This window comes from Azospirillum sp. NS33, from assembly GCF_059703765.1.
The window spans coordinates 127,469-144,283 of record NZ_BAAKJB010000019.1 but is presented as its reverse complement, the minus strand read 5'-3'; the positions used below and the strand labels follow the sequence as shown (position 1 = coordinate 144,283).

At 72.6% G+C, this 16,815-nt stretch carries 18 protein-coding genes and 1 pseudogene; 9 read left to right on the top strand and 10 right to left on the bottom strand.

The features are described from left to right. Both AC6H2I_RS17900 and AC6H2I_RS17895 read left to right on the top strand, forming a co-directional pair. A pseudogene (locus AC6H2I_RS17900) lies at positions 1 to 320 on the top strand (hypothetical protein); the annotation flags it as partial. 180 nt (positions 321 to 500) lie between these two features. Next, positions 501 to 734: a ChaB family protein gene (locus AC6H2I_RS17895; RefSeq protein ID WP_497502038.1), complete on the top strand. Its 234-nt coding sequence runs from the start codon at positions 501 to 503 to the stop codon at positions 732 to 734. Between the two features lie 11 nt (positions 735 to 745). On the opposite strand, the gene AC6H2I_RS17890 is transcribed toward AC6H2I_RS17895, so the two are convergent. Continuing rightward, positions 746 to 1,753 (bottom strand): glycosyl transferase family protein, encoded by a 1,008-nt coding sequence (locus AC6H2I_RS17890; RefSeq protein WP_497502037.1) that lies wholly within the window; start codon positions 1,751 to 1,753, stop codon positions 746 to 748. A 107-nt stretch (positions 1,754 to 1,860) separates the two neighbouring features. Then, positions 1,861 to 2,211, bottom strand: a complete 351-nt coding sequence (locus AC6H2I_RS17885) for a protein tyrosine phosphatase family protein (RefSeq protein WP_497502036.1) — start codon at positions 2,209 to 2,211, stop codon at positions 1,861 to 1,863. A gap of 243 nt (positions 2,212 to 2,454) precedes the next feature. On the opposite strand from AC6H2I_RS17885, the gene AC6H2I_RS17880 reads away from it, so the two are divergent. Continuing rightward, positions 2,455 to 3,210 (top strand): CbiX/SirB N-terminal domain-containing protein, encoded by a 756-nt coding sequence (locus tag AC6H2I_RS17880; RefSeq protein ID WP_497502035.1) that lies wholly within the window; start codon positions 2,455 to 2,457, stop codon positions 3,208 to 3,210. Between the two features lie 47 nt (positions 3,211 to 3,257). Here AC6H2I_RS17880 and AC6H2I_RS17875 read toward each other — a convergent pair whose 3' ends face one another. Then, complete coding sequence (locus tag AC6H2I_RS17875; protein ID WP_497502034.1) at positions 3,258 to 3,698, bottom strand: MarR family winged helix-turn-helix transcriptional regulator; 441 nt, start codon at positions 3,696 to 3,698, stop codon at positions 3,258 to 3,260. 164 nt (positions 3,699 to 3,862) lie between these two features. On the opposite strand from AC6H2I_RS17875, the gene AC6H2I_RS17870 reads away from it, so the two are divergent. Further along, positions 3,863 to 4,183 carry a heavy metal-binding domain-containing protein gene (locus AC6H2I_RS17870; RefSeq protein ID WP_497502033.1) on the top strand — a complete coding sequence of 107 codons (321 nt, stop codon included), beginning with the start codon at positions 3,863 to 3,865 and terminating at the stop codon, positions 4,181 to 4,183. Positions 4,184 to 4,291: 108 nt separating this feature from the next. On the opposite strand, the gene AC6H2I_RS17865 is transcribed toward AC6H2I_RS17870, so the two are convergent. The 3 genes from AC6H2I_RS17865 to AC6H2I_RS17855 form a co-directional block, all read right to left on the bottom strand. Next, complete coding sequence (locus tag AC6H2I_RS17865) at positions 4,292 to 5,515, bottom strand: methyl-accepting chemotaxis protein (RefSeq protein ID WP_497502032.1); 1,224 nt, start codon at positions 5,513 to 5,515, stop codon at positions 4,292 to 4,294. Between the two features lie 283 nt (positions 5,516 to 5,798). Next, positions 5,799 to 9,044, bottom strand: coding sequence for an efflux RND transporter permease subunit (locus tag AC6H2I_RS17860; RefSeq protein WP_497502030.1), 3,246 nt, complete (start codon positions 9,042 to 9,044; stop codon positions 5,799 to 5,801). 16 nt (positions 9,045 to 9,060) lie between these two features. Further along, positions 9,061 to 10,200: an efflux RND transporter periplasmic adaptor subunit gene (locus AC6H2I_RS17855; RefSeq protein ID WP_497502029.1), complete on the bottom strand. Its 1,140-nt coding sequence runs from the start codon at positions 10,198 to 10,200 to the stop codon at positions 9,061 to 9,063. 72 nt (positions 10,201 to 10,272) lie between these two features. On the opposite strand from AC6H2I_RS17855, the gene AC6H2I_RS17850 reads away from it, so the two are divergent. Both AC6H2I_RS17850 and AC6H2I_RS17845 read left to right on the top strand, forming a co-directional pair. Continuing rightward, positions 10,273 to 10,587, top strand: coding sequence for an ArsR/SmtB family transcription factor (locus tag AC6H2I_RS17850; protein ID WP_497502028.1), 315 nt, complete (start codon positions 10,273 to 10,275; stop codon positions 10,585 to 10,587). A gap of 17 nt (positions 10,588 to 10,604) precedes the next feature. After that, complete coding sequence (locus AC6H2I_RS17845; RefSeq protein ID WP_497502027.1) at positions 10,605 to 10,808, top strand: YgaP family membrane protein; 204 nt, start codon at positions 10,605 to 10,607, stop codon at positions 10,806 to 10,808. Positions 10,809 to 10,886: 78 nt separating this feature from the next. Here the strand turns inward: AC6H2I_RS17845 and AC6H2I_RS17840 are convergent, their stop codons facing one another. From AC6H2I_RS17840 to pdxH, 4 genes are all read right to left on the bottom strand, one after another. After that, complete coding sequence (locus AC6H2I_RS17840) at positions 10,887 to 12,179, bottom strand: methyl-accepting chemotaxis protein (protein ID WP_497502026.1); 1,293 nt, start codon at positions 12,177 to 12,179, stop codon at positions 10,887 to 10,889. Continuing rightward, positions 12,154 to 12,678 (bottom strand): PAS domain-containing protein, encoded by a 525-nt coding sequence (locus AC6H2I_RS17835; RefSeq protein ID WP_497502025.1) that lies wholly within the window; start codon positions 12,676 to 12,678, stop codon positions 12,154 to 12,156. The genes AC6H2I_RS17840 and AC6H2I_RS17835 overlap by 26 nt, the downstream gene beginning before the upstream one ends. Before the next feature lie 222 nt (positions 12,679 to 12,900). After that, the gene (locus AC6H2I_RS17830; RefSeq protein WP_497502024.1) at positions 12,901 to 13,818 is read right to left on the bottom strand and encodes a cation diffusion facilitator family transporter; all 918 of its coding nucleotides are present in this window, start codon (positions 13,816 to 13,818) and stop codon (positions 12,901 to 12,903) included. Then, entirely contained in the window at positions 13,815 to 14,417 is a 603-nt protein-coding gene (pdxH, locus tag AC6H2I_RS17825) for a pyridoxamine 5'-phosphate oxidase (RefSeq protein ID WP_497502042.1), read from the bottom strand. Before pdxH ends, AC6H2I_RS17830 begins: the two co-directional genes overlap by 4 nt. A 185-nt stretch (positions 14,418 to 14,602) precedes the next feature. On the opposite strand from pdxH, the gene AC6H2I_RS17820 reads away from it, so the two are divergent. From AC6H2I_RS17820 to AC6H2I_RS17810, 3 genes are all read left to right on the top strand, one after another. Next, positions 14,603 to 15,064, top strand: a complete 462-nt coding sequence (locus AC6H2I_RS17820) for an RT0821/Lpp0805 family surface protein (RefSeq protein WP_497502023.1) — start codon at positions 14,603 to 14,605, stop codon at positions 15,062 to 15,064. Positions 15,065 to 15,124: 60 nt separating this feature from the next. Continuing rightward, positions 15,125 to 16,093 carry a DnaJ C-terminal domain-containing protein gene (locus tag AC6H2I_RS17815; protein WP_497502041.1) on the top strand — a complete coding sequence of 323 codons (969 nt, stop codon included), beginning with the start codon at positions 15,125 to 15,127 and terminating at the stop codon, positions 16,091 to 16,093. A gap of 132 nt (positions 16,094 to 16,225) precedes the next feature. Continuing rightward, positions 16,226 to 16,777 (top strand): hypothetical protein, encoded by a 552-nt coding sequence (locus AC6H2I_RS17810; protein ID WP_497502022.1) that lies wholly within the window; start codon positions 16,226 to 16,228, stop codon positions 16,775 to 16,777. Positions 16,778 to 16,815: the final 38 nt, after the last annotated feature.

The window sequence follows — 16,815 nt, the reverse complement described above, 5'->3', positions numbered from 1 at the left end:
CCGGCGCCACGGCGGCGGCCGACGCCCCGGCCGAGGCCGCCGCTCCGGCGGCCCCGCGCACCGGCCGCGCCGAGCCGACGCCGCCCGTCGACGCGGTGGAGGGACGGCTGCGCGAGACCGCGCGGACCTGTCTGGCCGCCTACCGCGCGTGGCGCCAGCAGCCCGGCGAGAACAGCCTGCAGCCGCTGGCGGACGCCGTGCACGAGCTGCGCAAGGCGCTCGCCCGGATCGAGATCGACATGTCGGCCAGCCGCCGCGAGGAGCAGGTGGCCCGGCCGATCCCGATCCCGGCCCACCGCGCCGCCCGCCGCGCGCCGTAACCGCGGCCGAGCGCCGGGCCGACCGACAGCCCGGCAGACGGCCGTGAACGACACGCCCTCCCCGCTTGCGGGGAGGGCGTTCGCACGCCCGGACGGCTCATCGCGACAAAGCCACTACCAAACTGTGGGCATCGGCGTTAAAGTGCATCAAAACGACAAAATCGTTCTGGAGGATGCGCCATGCCCTATCCCTGCAACTCCCAGCTGCCGCATTCGGTGAAAGCCCTTCTTCCCGACGGCGCGCAGGACATCTACCGCTCGGCCTTCAACCACGCCTGGCGGGACGGGGCCGGGTCGTCCGAGACGGCCGAGGCGTCGGAATGGCGCCGCACCGAGGCGGCGCGGCGCGTCGCCTGGGCCGCGGTCTGCCGGCGCTACGAGAACATCGGCGGGTGCTGGCGGCGCAAGCACTGAAGGGTGCGGGCCTACGCCACGGTGGGAGAGGCCGGGTCGCGGGTGCGCCAGAGTTCCGCCGCCAGGGTTTCGGCCTCGGCGTGCGAATTGGCGCGGCGCAGCGCCTTCAACGCGACCGCGGCGGTGGCGACGATGACGTCGGCGGCTTCCGGATCGTCCGACGCACCGCTCCACACCGCCCTCAGGCGGGCGGCGTCCAAGGCGTCGTCACGGCGCACCGTGGTGCTGCGGGCGAACGGCGGCCACACCTCGCTGGCCAGCGCCCCGTCGGCCACCGTGAACACCTCGCAGGGCTTTTCCGGCCGCCGCTCGGCCTCGCCCCCCTCGCCCTTGAACACGGCCAGCGCCGGCTGGCCCAGCAGCGCCGCGGCTTTCTGGTGGGCCTCCCGGTAGGGCGGATGGGCGACGCCGATCATCTGGCACGGTGCGGCGAAGGGGTTGAGCATGCGCGCCACGGTGTGCATCGGATTGCGCAGCCCCAGCACCGCCTTCAGCCCGACGATCTCGTGCAGCGTGGGCGCCAGGTCGGCAAGGCGCAGATAGGCGAAGCGGCGCGCCGCCAGATGCCCGGCCGCCTCGTCGAGGGTGCGGGCCACCGGCACCCCCAGCGCGTCGAGGGCGGCGCCGGTGAACAGGCGCCCGGCGGTGTGCCCCTCGGTTCCGTGCATGAAGACGGTGACCCCGTGCTGCGCCAGCAGCAGCGCCGAGAGGATGAACCAGGGCAGGCGCCGCGACTTGCCGGCGTAGCTGGCCCAGTCCAGGTCGACGCGGGGGGGATCGGCGGGCAGGGACAGGCTGTCGCGGGCGGCGCGCGCGAAGCCGGCGAGTTCCTCCGGCGTCTCGGTCTTGACCCGGACGAGGCACAGGAACGCGCCGAGCTGGATCGGCTCCACCTCGCCGCGCAGGATCATGGAGACGGCGGCGTAGGTCTCCTCCTCGGTGAGGGAACGCGACAGCGTCGGCCCCTTGCCAAGAATCCGCACGTAATGGGCGAACGGGTGCTCGGTGCTTTTCGTCATGGTCTTCCCAGGTGCTCGGAACCCGTCGGCGTGCGCTCCCCGGGGCGGCGGGCGGCGGGTCGGCCGCACCACCCCGCGGATGGCACGGCATCACCGGCGGCGACGCCTCACGGCTGCTCCATCATGCGGGCGCGGGCGTAGGAATGGAGGATGCTCGACCGCTGGCCGGAACGGCAATAGGCGACGATCGGGCGGGGCGAGTCCTGAAGGACGCGGGCGAACTCGTCGACCATCTCGACCGTCAGCGGGCTGTGGCCCATCGGGATGAAGTGGTATTCCAGCCCGTTGTCGGCGGCCAGGGCGGCGGCGCGCGCATCGGGAATCTGGTCGTCGTCCTCCCCGTCCGGGCGGTTGTTGATGACGGTCTTGAAGCCTTGGCGGGCCAGCGCGGCGAAGTCCTCCTCCTGGAGCTGGCCGTGGACATACACGTCGGTCTCGACCTGGGAGAGGGTCAGCATGGGTGTTCCTTTTCGATCGCGTCCGCCAGCGGCGGTCCTGTCTTCGACGGTGGGCCGGCGTCCCTGTGCGGCACCGCCGCGGTGGGCGGCGGAGCGGGCGGCGGAGCGGGCGGCCCCGGGACCCCATGTTGACCCGGAGCGGTGAAACCGGCAAGGCCGGCAAGCGGCGGGGCTCGCCAACGCGCGTCCGCACGCCAGATGATAGGGACCCGCGGCCCCCGCCGCCACACCCGGAGATCGCCGTTGAGGTCCCAGCCGTCCCTTCTGCTGTTCGCCCACGGCACCTCGGACGGTGCCGGCGGCGCCATCGCCGAGGCGCTGGCGGCGACGCTGCGCCGCACCGCCGCCTTCGCCACGGTGGCGACCGCCTTCGGTCTGCAACCCCCCTCCCCCGCGGCGGCGCTCGCCGAGGTGCCGGCCGGGCCGGTCGTGGTCGCGCCGCTGCTGACCACCGACGGCCACATCGCCCGCACCATCCTGCCCCGCGGCCTGGGCGCGGTCGTCCGCGACGACCTCGACCTGACGGTGCTCGCGCCGCTCGGCCTCGACCCGGAGATGCCGGGCCTGGCCGCCGACCTCGCCGACGCCGCGATCGCCGGGGCCGGCCTGGACCCGGCGGCGGTGGCCGTGCTGCTGGCCGGGCACGGCAGTTCCCGTTCCGGGGCCAGCGCGGCGGCGACGCGCGCGATCGCCGCCGCGCTGGCCGGCCGCTACGGCGAGACCGGAACCCTGTTCCTCAGCGAAGCGCCGGCGGCCGACGCCTGGCGCGGCGCGACGACGCGGGAGGCGGTGGTGGTGGTGCCCTTCTTCCTGTCCGGCGGCCACCACGAGGACGACGACCTGCCGGCCCTGCTGCGCGCCGGCGGCGGCGCCCTGGACGGCACGCCGCTCGACGGCCGGCGGCTGTGGCTGACGCCCTCCGTCGGCCGCCATCCGGCGCTGGCCGACCTGATCCGGCGCCGCGCCCTGGCCGCCCTGGACCCGGCGCCGGCGGCCTGAGCGGGTTTCGCCGGGCCGGGCCGGTGACCCGATCCGGTGGACCCGGCTTAGGTCGGCAGGTCGTTCTCCAGGTTGGCGACGAGGCGGCCGAGCAGGTCGTGGAGAAGGGCCTTCTCCTCGTCGCTCAGCCCCGCCGTGGCAACGGCGTTCACGGCCATGGCCTCCGCCACCACCCGGCCCTGCAGCGCCCGCGCCCGGTCGGTGAGGAAGATCAGGGCGCGGCGGCGGTCGGCCGGGTCGGGCTCGCGCCAGATCAGCCCGTTGCGCTCCATCCGGTTCAGGGTGTTCGCCATGGTCGGTTGCTCGACCTGGACGAGGCGGCACAGCTCGGCCTGGCTGATTCCCTCGCGCTCCCACAGGCACAGCAGCGCCGGCAGCTGGCCGGAGTGGAGGCCGTGGGGCTGGATGCGGCGCTCCAGCGTCCGCGCGAACAGCCGGCCGAGAAAGCTGACGAGGTATCCCACCGAATCAGATCGGCGCAGCGACATCACGCCCCTTCCCGGCTATCCGTTTTGTGTCGCTACCATATCGCGGGCCTGCGGGGTTGGCGACCCCCTTCCCCGGCGCGAAGGGCTGGGGACCTGTGCCGAAGGCTTGCCCCCTGCGCGCCGCACCCCCATGTGCAGCCCCGCACACCCAACAGGAGCGCTCCATGCTGGTCACCACCACCGATTCGGTCGAAGGCCGCCGCATCGTCGAATACCTCGGCGTCGTCACCGGCGAGGCAATCCTTGGCGTCAATGTGTTCCGGGATTTGTTCTCGGGCATCCGCGACATCATCGGCGGCCGCGCCGGCGGCTACCAGAACGCCCTGCGCGAGGCGCGCGAGGCCGCATTCGCCGACCTCACCGACGCCGCCCAGGCCCGCGGCGCCAACGCCGTGGTCGCCATCGACGTGGACTACGAGGTCCTGGGCAAGGAGAACGGCATGCTGATGGTGTCCGTCAACGGCACCGCGGTGCGCTTCGAGTAGACCGCGCCGTCCCCCTCCCCGCGCCGGAGGCCCGGTGGGCCCGCACCGGTGGGCCCGCAGCCGCGCCGCCGCCCTGGATCCGGGCCCGGGTCCAGGGCGCGGCCGGCGTCAGACCTTGTAGGCGATCCGCAGCCCGCCCCAGTGGCGACCGTTGACCATGATCGGCGCCGAGACGTCCTTCATCAGCGTGTATTTGCCGCCACCCATGTCACGCCGGTAGGTCTGCAGCAGGAACGGCTTGACGTTGCGCCCCGCCGCCAGGCCGACGCGGTCGTTGAAGATGCGGCGGTTGCGGCAGTTGGCGGCGTTCCACACCGGGTCCTTGCCCTGGGGATGGCTGAACGCCTCGTTGTGGGTCGGCAGATAGCCGCTGGTGTCGACGGCGACGCAGAACACGGTCCGGCTGTCGCCCTTCACCACCGGCTCCTGGATCGACGGCAGCACCCGGTCGCAGATCGCCGTGAAGCGGGTCATGACCTGCGGCGGGTCGGTGCCGGGAATGGGCTTGTAGGTCTGGTCGAACAGATCGGCGTCCGTGACCTCCCCCCGCCCCAACGCGCCCTCGAAGGCGGCCGACACCTTGGCCGCCGCGTCGCGGGCGCGGCGGATGTACGGCGTGTCGACGGTCTCGACGTCCAGTTCGGCGGTGATGCCGATCAGCCGCTCCCCCATCCCCAGGAGGTTGTTGATGCGGTCGCGGGCCTGGCCCAGATTCTCGTTCGAGAGCTGGACCCCCACCGTCAGGTCGGCGATCTCGTGCTCCAGGTCGGTGCAGTTGCCGGCGATCGCCGCGGAGGCCTGGTCGATCTTGTCGGTTTCGCCGTGGAGTTCGTCCATGGCGCGGCCCACCGTGTCGATCACCTTGCCGATGGCCGTGGTCCCCTCGCTCACCGCACGCGCCTTCGACGCGCTGGCCGAGCTTTCGTTCACCAACCGCTGCGCCTGCTCGTTCAGGTACTTCAGCGTCGCGTCGATCTCCGACGTCGCCTCGCTGGTCTTGGTGGACAGCGCCTTGACCTCGCCCGCCACCACGGCGAAGCCGCGCCCCGCCTCGCCCGCCCGCGCCGCCTCGATGGTGGCGTTGAGCGCCAGCAGGTTGGTCTGCTTGGCGATGGCGAAGATCTCCTTGGCGACCTTGCCGACCCGCTCCAGCGCCTCGCGCAGCCCGGCGATCTGGGTTTCCATGCCGCCCACCGCGGCAACCAGGCCGTGGATGTCGCCAAGCGACTGCTGCACCCGGTCGTGGGAGGATTGGACCTCCTCGCGCGCCTTGTCCGTCACCGAGCGCGCCACCAGCGATGCCTCGGCGATGCGCCGCGTGCTGGCCGTCATGTTGGCGCCGGTGTCGCGCAACTGCGCGAAGACATCCGCCTGCTTATTGATACGTGTGCTAACGTCTTCCACATGACCGGCGACGTCGGCAATTTCGATGCCGAGCGTCCCCGCTTCCGCTGCTATATCTGCGATGAGATAAGAGCGGTTGCCGAACGTGCTATCCATTTCGTCCGCCGCGTTTTTATCGTGTCTGAGTGGTGCGTTTTCTCCCCAATTCCAGTATTGCCGGTTTTTTGCGAAATCGCAACCGATCGCCGGGCGGCGGCGGCGCGGCCACCCATCATTGACACACGCTCCGGGATGACACGGGAACGTTGTCAAGACCGTCCCCATCGTCGCGCAGCACGACATAGATCGCCGGGATGACCAGCACCGTCAGCAGGGTCGAGCTCATCAGCCCGAACAGCAGGGAGATCGCCAGTCCCTGGAAGATCGGGTCGGCCAGGATGAACCCCGCGCCGATCATCGCCGCCAGGGCGGTCAGCAGGATCGGCTTGAATCGGGTGGCCCCGGCGTCCAGGACGGCGCGGCGCACCGGCACGCCGGCCGCCCGGAGATGGCGGACGAAGTCCACCAGCAGGATCGAATTGCGCACGATGATGCCGGCCAGGGCGATGAACCCGATCATCGAGGTGGCGGTGAAGGCGGCACTGAACAGCCAGTGGCCGGCGAGAATGCCGATCAAGGTGAGCGGCACCGGCACCAGAATGACCAGAGGCAACTTGAAGCTCCCGAACTGCGCCACCACCAGCAGATAGATGCCGAGGATGGCCACGGCGAAGGCCGCACCCATGTCGCGGAAGGTGACGTAGGTGATCTCCCATTCGCCGTCCCACAGCACCGACACCCGGGATTCGTCGTCGGGCTGGCCGTGCAGGCGGACGTCCGGCGGGCCGTCGAGGCCGACGCCCGACCAGTCCATCGCGGCGAGGCGCTCGCCCACCGCCAGCATGCCGTAGACCGGCGCCTCGTAGGCACCCGCCAGTTCCGCCTGGACCATCTCGGCGAAGCGGCCGTCGCGGCGGAACAGCGGGTGGGAGGCCGGCTCGCGCGTCACCCGCACCAGATCGCCCAGTTCCGCCGAGCCGGAGCGGCCGGGGACCGGCGTGGCCAGCAGCCGCTCGCCGAGGTGCAGGCCGGAGGTGGGAAGGCGGACGGCGATCTCCACCGGGTTGCGCCCGCCGCCGCGATGGGAATACCCGACGGGAACACCGCCGATCAGCGCCCGCAGGGTGTCGTAGACCGCCTCCTCCTCGACCCCGAAGAACTCCAGGTTCTCCTCGTCCAGGGCGAAGCGCAGCCGTTCCGACGGGCGGCCGACGCTGTCGTCGGTGTCGACCACGAAGGGCACGGAGCGGAAGGCCTCGCGCACCTGGGCGGCCGCCGCGCGCCGGGTTTCGGCGTCGGGTCCGTAGATTTCGGCCAGCAGGGTGGCCAGCACCGGCGGCCCCGGCGGCACCTCCACCACCTTGACCGCCGTCCCGTGGGGGAAGGCGACCGCCGCCAGGCGGCGGCGCAGGTCCAGGGCGATGGCGTGGCTGGGCCGGTCGCGGGCGTGCTTGGGCGCCAGGTTGACCTGGAGGTCGCCCAGCTCCGTGCCCCGGCGCAGATAGTAGTGGCGCACCAGGCCGTTGAAGGTGAACGGCGCGGCCGTTCCGGCATAGGCCTGGACGCTGGTCAGCTCCGGCAGGTCGGCGATGGCGCGGGCCGCCGCGAAGAGCGCCCGCTCGGTGTCCTCCAGCGCCGCGCCCTCGGGCAGGTCGACGACCACCTGGAGCTCCGACTTGTCGTCGAACGGCAGCAGCTTGACCGTCACGTCACGGGTGTAGAACAGCACGAGCGACGCCATGGTCGCCGCCCCCACCGCGGCCAGGAACAGCCACGCCCGGGCCTTCGACGCGACCAGCGGCCCCGCCACGGCGCGGTAGGTCCGCGCCAGCCAGCCCTCCGCGCCGTGGCCGGCCCCGGCCCCGGCCCCCTCGCCGCCCCCACGGTCGCGGCGCAGCTTCACCATCAGCCAGGGCGTCAGCACCATGGCGACGAAGAAGCTGAAGAGCATGGCGGCCGAGGCGTTGGCCGGAATCGGGCTCATGTAGGGACCCATCAGCCCCGACACGAACATCATCGGCAGCAGGGCGGCGATGACCGTCAAGGTCGCGACGACGGTCGGGTTGCCGACCTCCGCGACCGCCTCGACGGCGGCCTGGACGCGGGAGCGGCCATCCCGCATCGCCCAGTGCCGGTCGATGTTCTCGACGACGACGATGGCGTCGTCCACCAGGATGCCGATGGAGAAGATCAGGGCGAACAGGCTGACCCGGTTGATGGTGTACCCCATCAGCCAGGACGCGAAGAGGGTCAGCAGGATGGTGGTGGGGATGACGACAAAGGTCACCACGCCCTCGCGCCAGCCGATGGCCGCGGTCACCAGGACGACGATGGACAGGGTGGCCAGCCCCAGATGGAACAGCAGCTCGTTCGCCTTCTCGTTGGCCGTCGCGCCGTAGTTGCGGGTGACCGCCACCTCCAGGCCGGGCGGCAGCAGGCGGTCGCGGACCAGGGCCAGCCGGTGGAGCACGGCGTCGGCGATGGTCACGGCGTTCGCCCCGGCCCGCTTGCCGATCGCCAGGGTGACGGCGGGCACGGCCACCACGCCGCCCCGCCCGTCCGGCACCATGTGCCAGGCGCGGCGCTCCAGCGGCGCCGCCCCCACCACGACGGTGGCCACGTCCTTGACGTAGACTGGCCGGCCGTCGCGGGTGGTCAGCAGCAGCAGCCCGATGTCGGGCACGCCCTGGAGCGTCTGCCCGGCCACGGCGGTGCGGCTGCCGCCGCCGTCCCGCAGCGGGCCGACCACGAAGGAGCGGTTGGCGTTCCTGACCTTGTCGACCAGCTGGTTCAGGGTCACGCCGTAGAGGGCGAGGCGCTCCGGGTCGGGCTCGACCCGGATCTGGTCGGGCCGGCCGCCGACCATGTAGGTCAGGCCGACGTCCTCCACCTTGACCAGCTCCGCCAGCAGCTCGTCGGCGACCGTGTGGAGGGCGTTGTCGTCCCAGCGCGCGGCGGCGGCCGGTGCGGGAGCCAGGGTGAGGGTGAGGATGGCGACGTCGTTGATGCCACGGCCGACGATCAGCGGCTCGGGAACGCCCAGGGGGATGCGGTCCAGGTTGGCGCGGATCTTCTCGTGGACGCGCAGGATGGCGTCGTCGGCATCGGTCCCGACGGCGAAGCGGGCGGTGACCACGACACCGTCGTCGGCGGTCTGGCTGTAGGTGTGCTCGACCGCGTCGATCCCCTTGACAATCTCCTCCAGGGGCTTGGTCACCAGCTCCACCACGTCCTCGGCCTTGAGGCCGTCGGCGCGCACGTGGACGTCGACCATGGGCACGGAAATCTGCGGCTCCTCCTCGCGGGCGAGGCCGTCGAGGGCGACCAGGCCGACCACCACCGAGGCCAGCAGCAGCAGCGGCGTCAGGGGCGAGCGGATGAAGGCGCGGGTCAGCGCGCCGGACAGGCCGAGCGTCATGGCAGCCTCCCCGATCCTAAGGCCGCGCGCCCGGCCGCACGACCACATCGCCGGGCACCAGCCCGGAGAGGATCTCCATGCCGCCGGGCCGTCCCGGCGCCGCCGGCAGCGGCCGCCCGGTCTGGACCACCGTCTGCGCGCCGTCCGCGAGGGTCACCGTCTGCAAGCCGAAGCGGGTGTGGACGAAGCCGTCGGGCAGCACCAGAACGTCGCGCGTCCCGGTGGCCACGAGCACCCGCACCCGCTCGCCCACGAAGTAGTCCCCCAGCCCGTCGACCTCGGCGTCGGCCACCACGTGGCCCTGCTCCAGCTCCGGATAGACCAGCCGCACCGTCCCCTGGCCGAGCCGTTCGCCGCCGGTCACCCGGTCGCCGCCCGGCGCCGCGCCGGCGCCGAGGCCGGGGACGCCGAGGCCGGGGACGCCAAGACCGCGGGCGCCGACCAGCACCGGATCGCCGACGCGGATGAAGCGGGCGTGGCGTTCCGGCAGGCGCAGGCGCAGCACGTAGCGGTCGGTGGCGATGGCCGCGACCGGCTCGCCCGGCATCACGACGCTGCCCTCCACCACCGCCACGGTCAGGACGCGGCCACCCGCCGGGGCCAGCACCGCGCCCTCGGCCAGCTGCTGCTCGACCACCGCGCGCTCCGCGTCCAGCGCCGCGCGCTGCGCCACCAGCACGTCGAGCGCGGTGCGCGCGTCGTCGAGCCGGGCCTGGGAGCCGGTGCCGCTGGCCCGCAGCGAGCGGGCGCGCTCCAGCTCGGTCTCCGCCTGGCGGCGCTGGGCGTCCAGCGACCGCAACCGCGCCTCGAGGGCGGAGCGCTGGAGGGGCAGCTTGGGGTCCTCGACGGTGGCCAGCGTCTGGCCACCGGCCACCCGGTCGCCCTCGACCACCGCCAGGGACCGGAGCGTGCCGCCGATGCGCGCCCGCGCCGTCGCCCGGCGCACGCTCTCCACCGTGGCGAACACCGCCTTGAGATCGTCCACGGCGCGCCGTTCCACCGTCGCCGTTGCGGCGGGCGCGCCGCCCGCCGGCCCGGCCGCCCCCGGTTCGGCGGCCCCCGGTTCGGCGGCCGCCGGCGACAGGGCGCCGACCACGAGGATGGCCAACGCCAGGGCGGTGGCCGGACGGCGGCGGGCGGCGCTGGAACGGATCATGGCGTGCTCCCTCTGGGGAGGGTGGATGGTTTCCCCTTGACTCATATATTCACAATAACTAATTTAGCAAGCATGAATATCGCGGAGCTGGAGCGCAACGCCGGACAGGCGGCACGGCTGATGCGGGCGATGGGAAACGAGCATCGCCTGACGATCCTGTGCCGTCTCGGCGATGGCGAGCGGACGGTCGGCGAACTGGCCGCCATGGTCGGCATCAGCCAGTCGGCGCTGTCGCAGCACCTGGGGCGCCTGCGCGCCGACGGGCTGGTGGCGACCCGGCGCCACGCCCAGACCATCCACTATTCCCTGGCCAGCGCCGAGGCGGCGGCGCTGATCGGCCTGCTCGCCCGCCTCTACTGCGGATTCCCCGCCGACGACCCGGTCTGACGAGAAGGAAACCCCCGATGTCCCTCGACCGCATCATGTTCGTGTTTGCCGGCAGCATGGTTCTGATCAGCCTGGCCCTGTCGCAGCTTCACCATCCCGGCTGGCTGTACCTCACCGCCTTCGTTGGGTTGAACATGGTGCAAGCGGCCTTCACCGGCTTCTGCCCGGCGGCGATGATTCTCAAGAAGCTGGGGGCCAAGCCCGGTGCCGCCTTCGGCTGAGGCCCGGTGCCGCCTTCGGCTGAGGCCCGGTGCCGCCTTCGGCTGAGGCCCGGCACCGCCCTGGGCTGAAGCCCGGCCTCAGGCGGCGCGGATGCGGCCGATGAAGGCGTCGATCTGGCCCTCCAGCGCCTCGGCCTGGCGGGCCAGCGCGCCGGTGGCGGCGGCGATCTCGCCAACCACCGCGTTGGTCTGTTCGGCGGCGTCGCGCACCGTCGCGATGGACGCGGTGACGGCGCCGGCCCCGGCGGCGGCGTCGGACACGTTGCGGGAGATCTCGACGGTCACCGCGCTCTGCTGCTGCACCGCACCGGCCACCGCCGCCGATGTCCGGCCGATGGACCCGATGGTGCCGCCGATCCGCCGCAAGGCGTCGCCGGCGCCATCGGCCACCGCGCGCATGGCGCGGATGTGCTCGGCGATCTCCCCGGTGGCGCGGGCGGTCTGGCCGGCCAGCGACTTGACCTCGCCCGCCACCACCGCGAACCCCTTGCCGGCCTCGCCCGCCCGGGCCGCCTCGATGGTGGCGTTCAGCGCCAGCAGGTTGGTCTTGGCGGCGATGTCCTGGATCAGCGCCACCACGCTGCCGATGCGGTCGGCCGCCTGCGCCAGCTCGCCCACCGTGCGGTCGGCGCCGTCCGCCAGGGCCGCGGCGTTGCCGGCGATGGCGGTGGCCGCCGCCGTCTGATCGTTGATCTCGCCGAAGGACGAGGACAGTTGGTCGGCGGCCGCGGCCACCGCCTGCACGTTGGCGGACGCCTGCTGGGCACCGGCGGCAGCGGCGATGGCGTCGCGCACCGCGCTGTCCGCGTTCGCCGCCAGACGGTCGGTGTTGCCGCGCAGCAGGCCGACGGCACCGGTCACCCGGACCAGCAGCGCCCGCACGTTCTCCTCGGCGAAGCGCAGGGCTTCGGCGTCGCGGTCGCGCATTTCCTCGAGCGCCCGGCTGATGGTGGCCGCATGGCGGGCGAAATCGCCGCGCAGCCCGGTGGCCAGGATGGTGCGGTAATAGCGCCGGGCGCCCGCCCCCTGCATGGCGGCGTCGGCCTCCTTGCAGAACGCCTCGGTGAGGTCGAGCAGCCGGTTGACGTTGCGCAGCAGGGCGCCGACGTCGCCGCCGTCGCGCACCCCGGTGACCCGCGCCGACAGGTCGCCGCGGGCGGCGGCGGCGCACACCCGGGCCGCCGCGTCGATGCTCCGGCCGGCGCGCCGCAGCCATACCAGCCCGGCGCCCAGCACCGCCGTCAGCGCGACGGCGGGGGCCAGCCCCACCCAGTCCTGGCGGGCCAGGGCGACCGCGCCCAGCGTCGCGGTGAGCGCGAGGGCCACCCAGAGGGCCGCGCCGGCCCTAGAGACCGAGGACGAATTCGTCATAGCCCTTGCCCTCCTCGGTGAGCACCTGATCAAGCACGGCCGCCGACGCGGCCAGCCCCGCCTCTCCCGTCCCGGCCCGGCGCTCCGCGTCCCGCAGGCGCCGGTAGAGCGGCTCGACCTTGGCCAGCGCCGCGGGGCGCGGGGCGCGACGGCTGGAGTGGTAGCCGGCGATCGCGCCGGACGGGTCGAGGTTCGGGGTGACGTGGGCCAGCACCCAGTAGTGGTCGCCGTTCTTCGCCCGGTTGTTGACGTACGCGAAGATTTCGCGCCCGGTGCGGATGGTCCGCCACATCAGGGCGAACACCGCGCTCGGCATGTCCGGGTGGCGGATGACGTTGTGGGGTTTGCCGATGAGCTCGTCCTCGGCGTAGCCGGCGACGTCGAGAAAGACGTCGTTCACATAGGTGAGCCGCCCCCGTGGATCGGTCTTGCTGACGATGATCTCGTCGGCGGGAAAGCTCCGTTCCCGCCCGGTCAGGGAAGACTCCATCCGCCTCATCTCCGGTTCCTCCGCATGGCGGGGGCCCATGGGGCCGCCGCACGGCACAGACCGCGAAGCGAAGCAAGAAGCGCACCACAACCACCGCGTCAGAGAGACGACAGAGAAATCAGTGGCTTGGACCGTCAGACGTGCCGCAGCGCCGGCACCCGGTTGTTGGGACCCCGACAATCGTCGGGCGTCCCGGGGCCGGCGGTCGCAAAGCCGACAGCCGGCCCCGGGTCAGCGGATCGCGGCGATCCGGTGGTCGAGGCGATCGTCCTCCAGCCCCGCAGGCTCCTGGTGGATCAGCGCATCGCTGCCGGGGAAGGCGGCCATCAGGTCGCGCTCCACGGCGTCGGCGATGTCGTGGGCCGCGGCCACCGAGAGCTGGGGGTCGACTTCCAGATGGAGCTCGATGAACACGCCGATGCCGGCGTTGCGGGTGCGCAGGTCGTGCATTCCCAGCGCGCCGGGATGGGCCAGCACGATCTCGGCGATGCGGGCGCGCTCCTCCTGCGGCAACTCGCGGTCCATCAGCACCCCGAGCGCGTCCTGCGCGACCCCGCGGGCGCCGCGCAGGAGGAACGCGGCGATGGCCAGCGCCGCCAGGGAATCGACCGCGGTGACGCCGGTCCAGCTGGTCACGACGATGGCGGTGATCACCGCCGCGTTGGTCAGCAGGTCGCCGGTGTAGTGCAGCCGGTCGGCGCCGATGGCGACCGAGCCGGTGGCCTCGACCACGTGGCGCTGGAAGCGGATCAGCCCGAAGGTCAGCACGATCGACAGCACCATGACGGCGATGGCGACGGCGCCCTGGGCGATCGGTTCGGGATGGATCAGCCGGCGCACCGCCTCAATGCTGAGGAACAGGGCCGAGCCGGAGATGAACGCCGCCTGGGCCAGCGCCGCCAACGCCTCCGCCTTGCCGTGGCCGAAGCGGTGCGTCGGGTCCGGCGGCCGCATCGCCCGGCGCACCGCGAACAGGGTCACCACCGAGGCCAGCAGGTCGGTGGAGGAGTCGATCAGCGACGACAGCAGGCTGACGGATTCAGTGACCATGTAGGCGGCCAGCTTGGCCGCGATCAGGGTCAGGGCCACGGCCACGCTGGCGTAGGTCGCGCGCCGCCGCAGCCGTTCGGCGTCCGTACCCCGGATCATGGGAACAGGCGTTCCGTCGTCCACCCCTCGTCCGGCACGCCGGTGCCGCGCACGAAGAGGATGCGCTCGTGCAGGCGGAACGGCTTGTCCGTCCAGAACTCCATGCGCCGGGGGACGACCCGGAACCCGGTCCAATGGGCGGGCCGCGGCACATGGCCGATGGCAAACTTCGCCGCGTACTGGGCGACCCGCTTCTCCAGGTCCCAGCGCCCCGCCATCGGCCGCGACTGCTGGGACGCCCAGGCGCCGATGCGGCTGTCGCGCGGCCGGCTGTCGAAATAGGCGTCGGCCTCGGCGTCGGTGACCCGCTCCACCGCGCCCTCCACCCGCACCTGGCGCTTCAGGGATTTCCAGTGGAAGCACAGGGCGGCGTGGGGATTGGCACCGAGCTGTTCGCCCTTGCGGCTCTCGGTGTTCGTGTAGAAGACGAATCCGCGTCCGTCCACCGCCTTCAGCAACACCATCCGCAGCGACGGCAGCCCCGCCGCGTCGGCGGTGGCCAGGGCCACGGCGTTGGGATCGTTCGGCTCGCCCGCCTCCGCCTCGGCCATCCAGGCGGCGAACAGGTGGAAGGGATCCTGAACGCTCGACTCCGCCATCATCTCGCCTCTCGGTCTCACCCTGCATGTCCGGTCCGGCGCGCCGTCGGCGCGCCGCCACGCCCCGTCGGGCGTCGTCGCAATTCACAGATAGCACAGGTTCGACTATACCGTTGTCCGAAGGCGCGCGGGGCTGCCCCGCACACCGCGGGACGGCGCGCCCCCATCCTGTCAAGGCCTGCGCAATGCATTTCAAGCCGTTCCTTTGTGCCGCCGCCGTGGTGCTCCTCGCCGGCTGCCAGTCCACGCCCAAGCCGCCGGCGAACGCCGCCCCCGACAGCGTGGTCGGCGGCGTCATCGGCTCCCGGATCGGGGCCCCGGCCGAGGCGCCGGTGCCGGGCGACGTGGGCAGCCTGCTCGGCGCCTACATGGGCAAGCCCATCGCCACCGTGCTGCGGTCCTCCGACAGCGAGCACGCCGCCGAAGCGGCCCGGCGCGCGTACGCCGCCCCGATCGGCGACCTGGTGGGGTGGAGCAACCCGACCACCGGGCATGTCGGCACCGTGACCAGCACCCGCGACGGCTACAACAGCCGTGGCGAGTACTGCCGGGAGTACCAGCAGACGGTGACCGCCAACGGCCAGAAGGAGATGGCGTTCGGAACCGCTTGCAAACAGCCCGACGGTGCGTGGAAACTCGTGGATTGACGTTCCTCCAGCCAGTGTGCCCCGGTTCCCGGGGCGGGATTGTACTGCTCCGTGCCCACCATGCGCGACCCCTACCAGGTGCTCGGCGTCCAGCGGACGGCCAGCGTCGACGAGATCAAGAAGGCGTACCGCACGCTTGCCAAGGAGTGCCATCCCGACCTCCGGCCGGGACACTCCAGCAACGAGGAGCGTTTCAAGGAGATCTCGGCGGCTTACACCCTGCTGTCCGATTCGGGCAAGCGGGCGCGATTCGACCGCGGTGAGATCGACGCGGACGGCAGCGACCGCCATTCCGGCGCGTCCGGCTACCGCGGCACCGGCGCCCGGGCCGGCGGCGGCGGCGGCGCGACCGACGACGCCGGCTTCGGGTTCGGCGAGGACTGGTTCTCGGACCTGTTCTCGCGCCGGCGCGGCGCCGCCGGACCGGGGGCGGGGCGGACGGGGGCCGGCGCCGGCGCCGGGGCGGGAACCCGCGCCGGGCCCAAGGCCCGCGGCGCCGACATCGCCTACTCGGTGACCGTGTCGTTCCTGGAGGCGGCTCAGGGCTCCAAGCGCCGCATCAGCCTGTCCAACGGCAAGAGCCTCGACCTGGCGATCCCGCCGGGCACCGAGAACGAGCAGAAGCTGCGCCTGAAGGGCCAAGGACTGGCCGGCGTCGGCGGCGCCGGGGCCGGCGACGCCATCGTCGAGGTGCACGTCGAACCGCACCCGCACTTCACCCGCCAGGACGGCGACATCCACCTGGAGCTGCCGGTGACGCTCAACGAGGCGATCCTCGGCGCCACCATCCGGGTGCCGACGGTGGCCGGTGCGGTCGCGGTCAAGATTCCGCCCGGCTCCAACACCGGGTCGGTCCTGCGCCTGCGCGGCAAGGGCGTGGTCTCCCAGAAGACGAAGCAGGCCGGAGACCAGTACGTGAAGGTGAAGGTGGTGCTGCCCGATCCGCCCGACGCGGAACTGGTCAAGTTCATGGAGCAGTGGGCGGCCAAGCGCAGCTACGACGTCCGCAAGAAGGCCGGCCTGGAGTAACCGGCGCGGCGGCGTCCCACCGGGTTTCGGGGGGCGGACGCCCGCCACCGGAACGGACAACGGAAGACTTCGCCTGGGCCGCCCGTTGGTGTAAGTAGCCAGACCATAGGAAGCCTCCCCGGAGAACGCCCCATGCGACTTGCCCGAGCCGGCGGTCTGGCGCTGATGTTCGCTCTCGCAGCCTGCCAGACGCCTCCGGCGGATCCACCCGCGACGGCCGCGCAGCCCGCCGGAGCGACCGCCGAGACCCCGACACGGGTGGTGGGCGAGCGCGACAACTGGGTGATCGAGTTCCACGCCGGCACGGCGGTCGCCCAACCCTTCTGCAAGGCGTGGCGTCCGAAGGTCCGCGGCGCCCGGCTGGTGTTCGTGTCCGGTGCGGCGGACTCCGCGTTCCGCCTCGCCGGGGTCGGGCCGCGCACGCCGGCGGACGGTGCGGTGCGCCTCAACGCCCGCTTCGACGACGGCGAGCGCACGGCGTTCCGCGCCGAGGTGCAGCCCGGCCCGTCGCTTGTGGTGACCTTTCCCACCGAACGCTACGACGACGCCGTCCACCGCTTTTCGCGCAACAAGCAGGTGGCCTTCCGCGGTCCCGGCGGCCCCTTGGCCAACTTCGACCTGACCGGCACCCTGTGGGCGCTCAACGCCCTGGACGAGTGCCGCCGCATCAACACCGGCACCTGAGCCGGGGCGGCGCCCGCCCGCCCCGGCCAGCGCCCGGG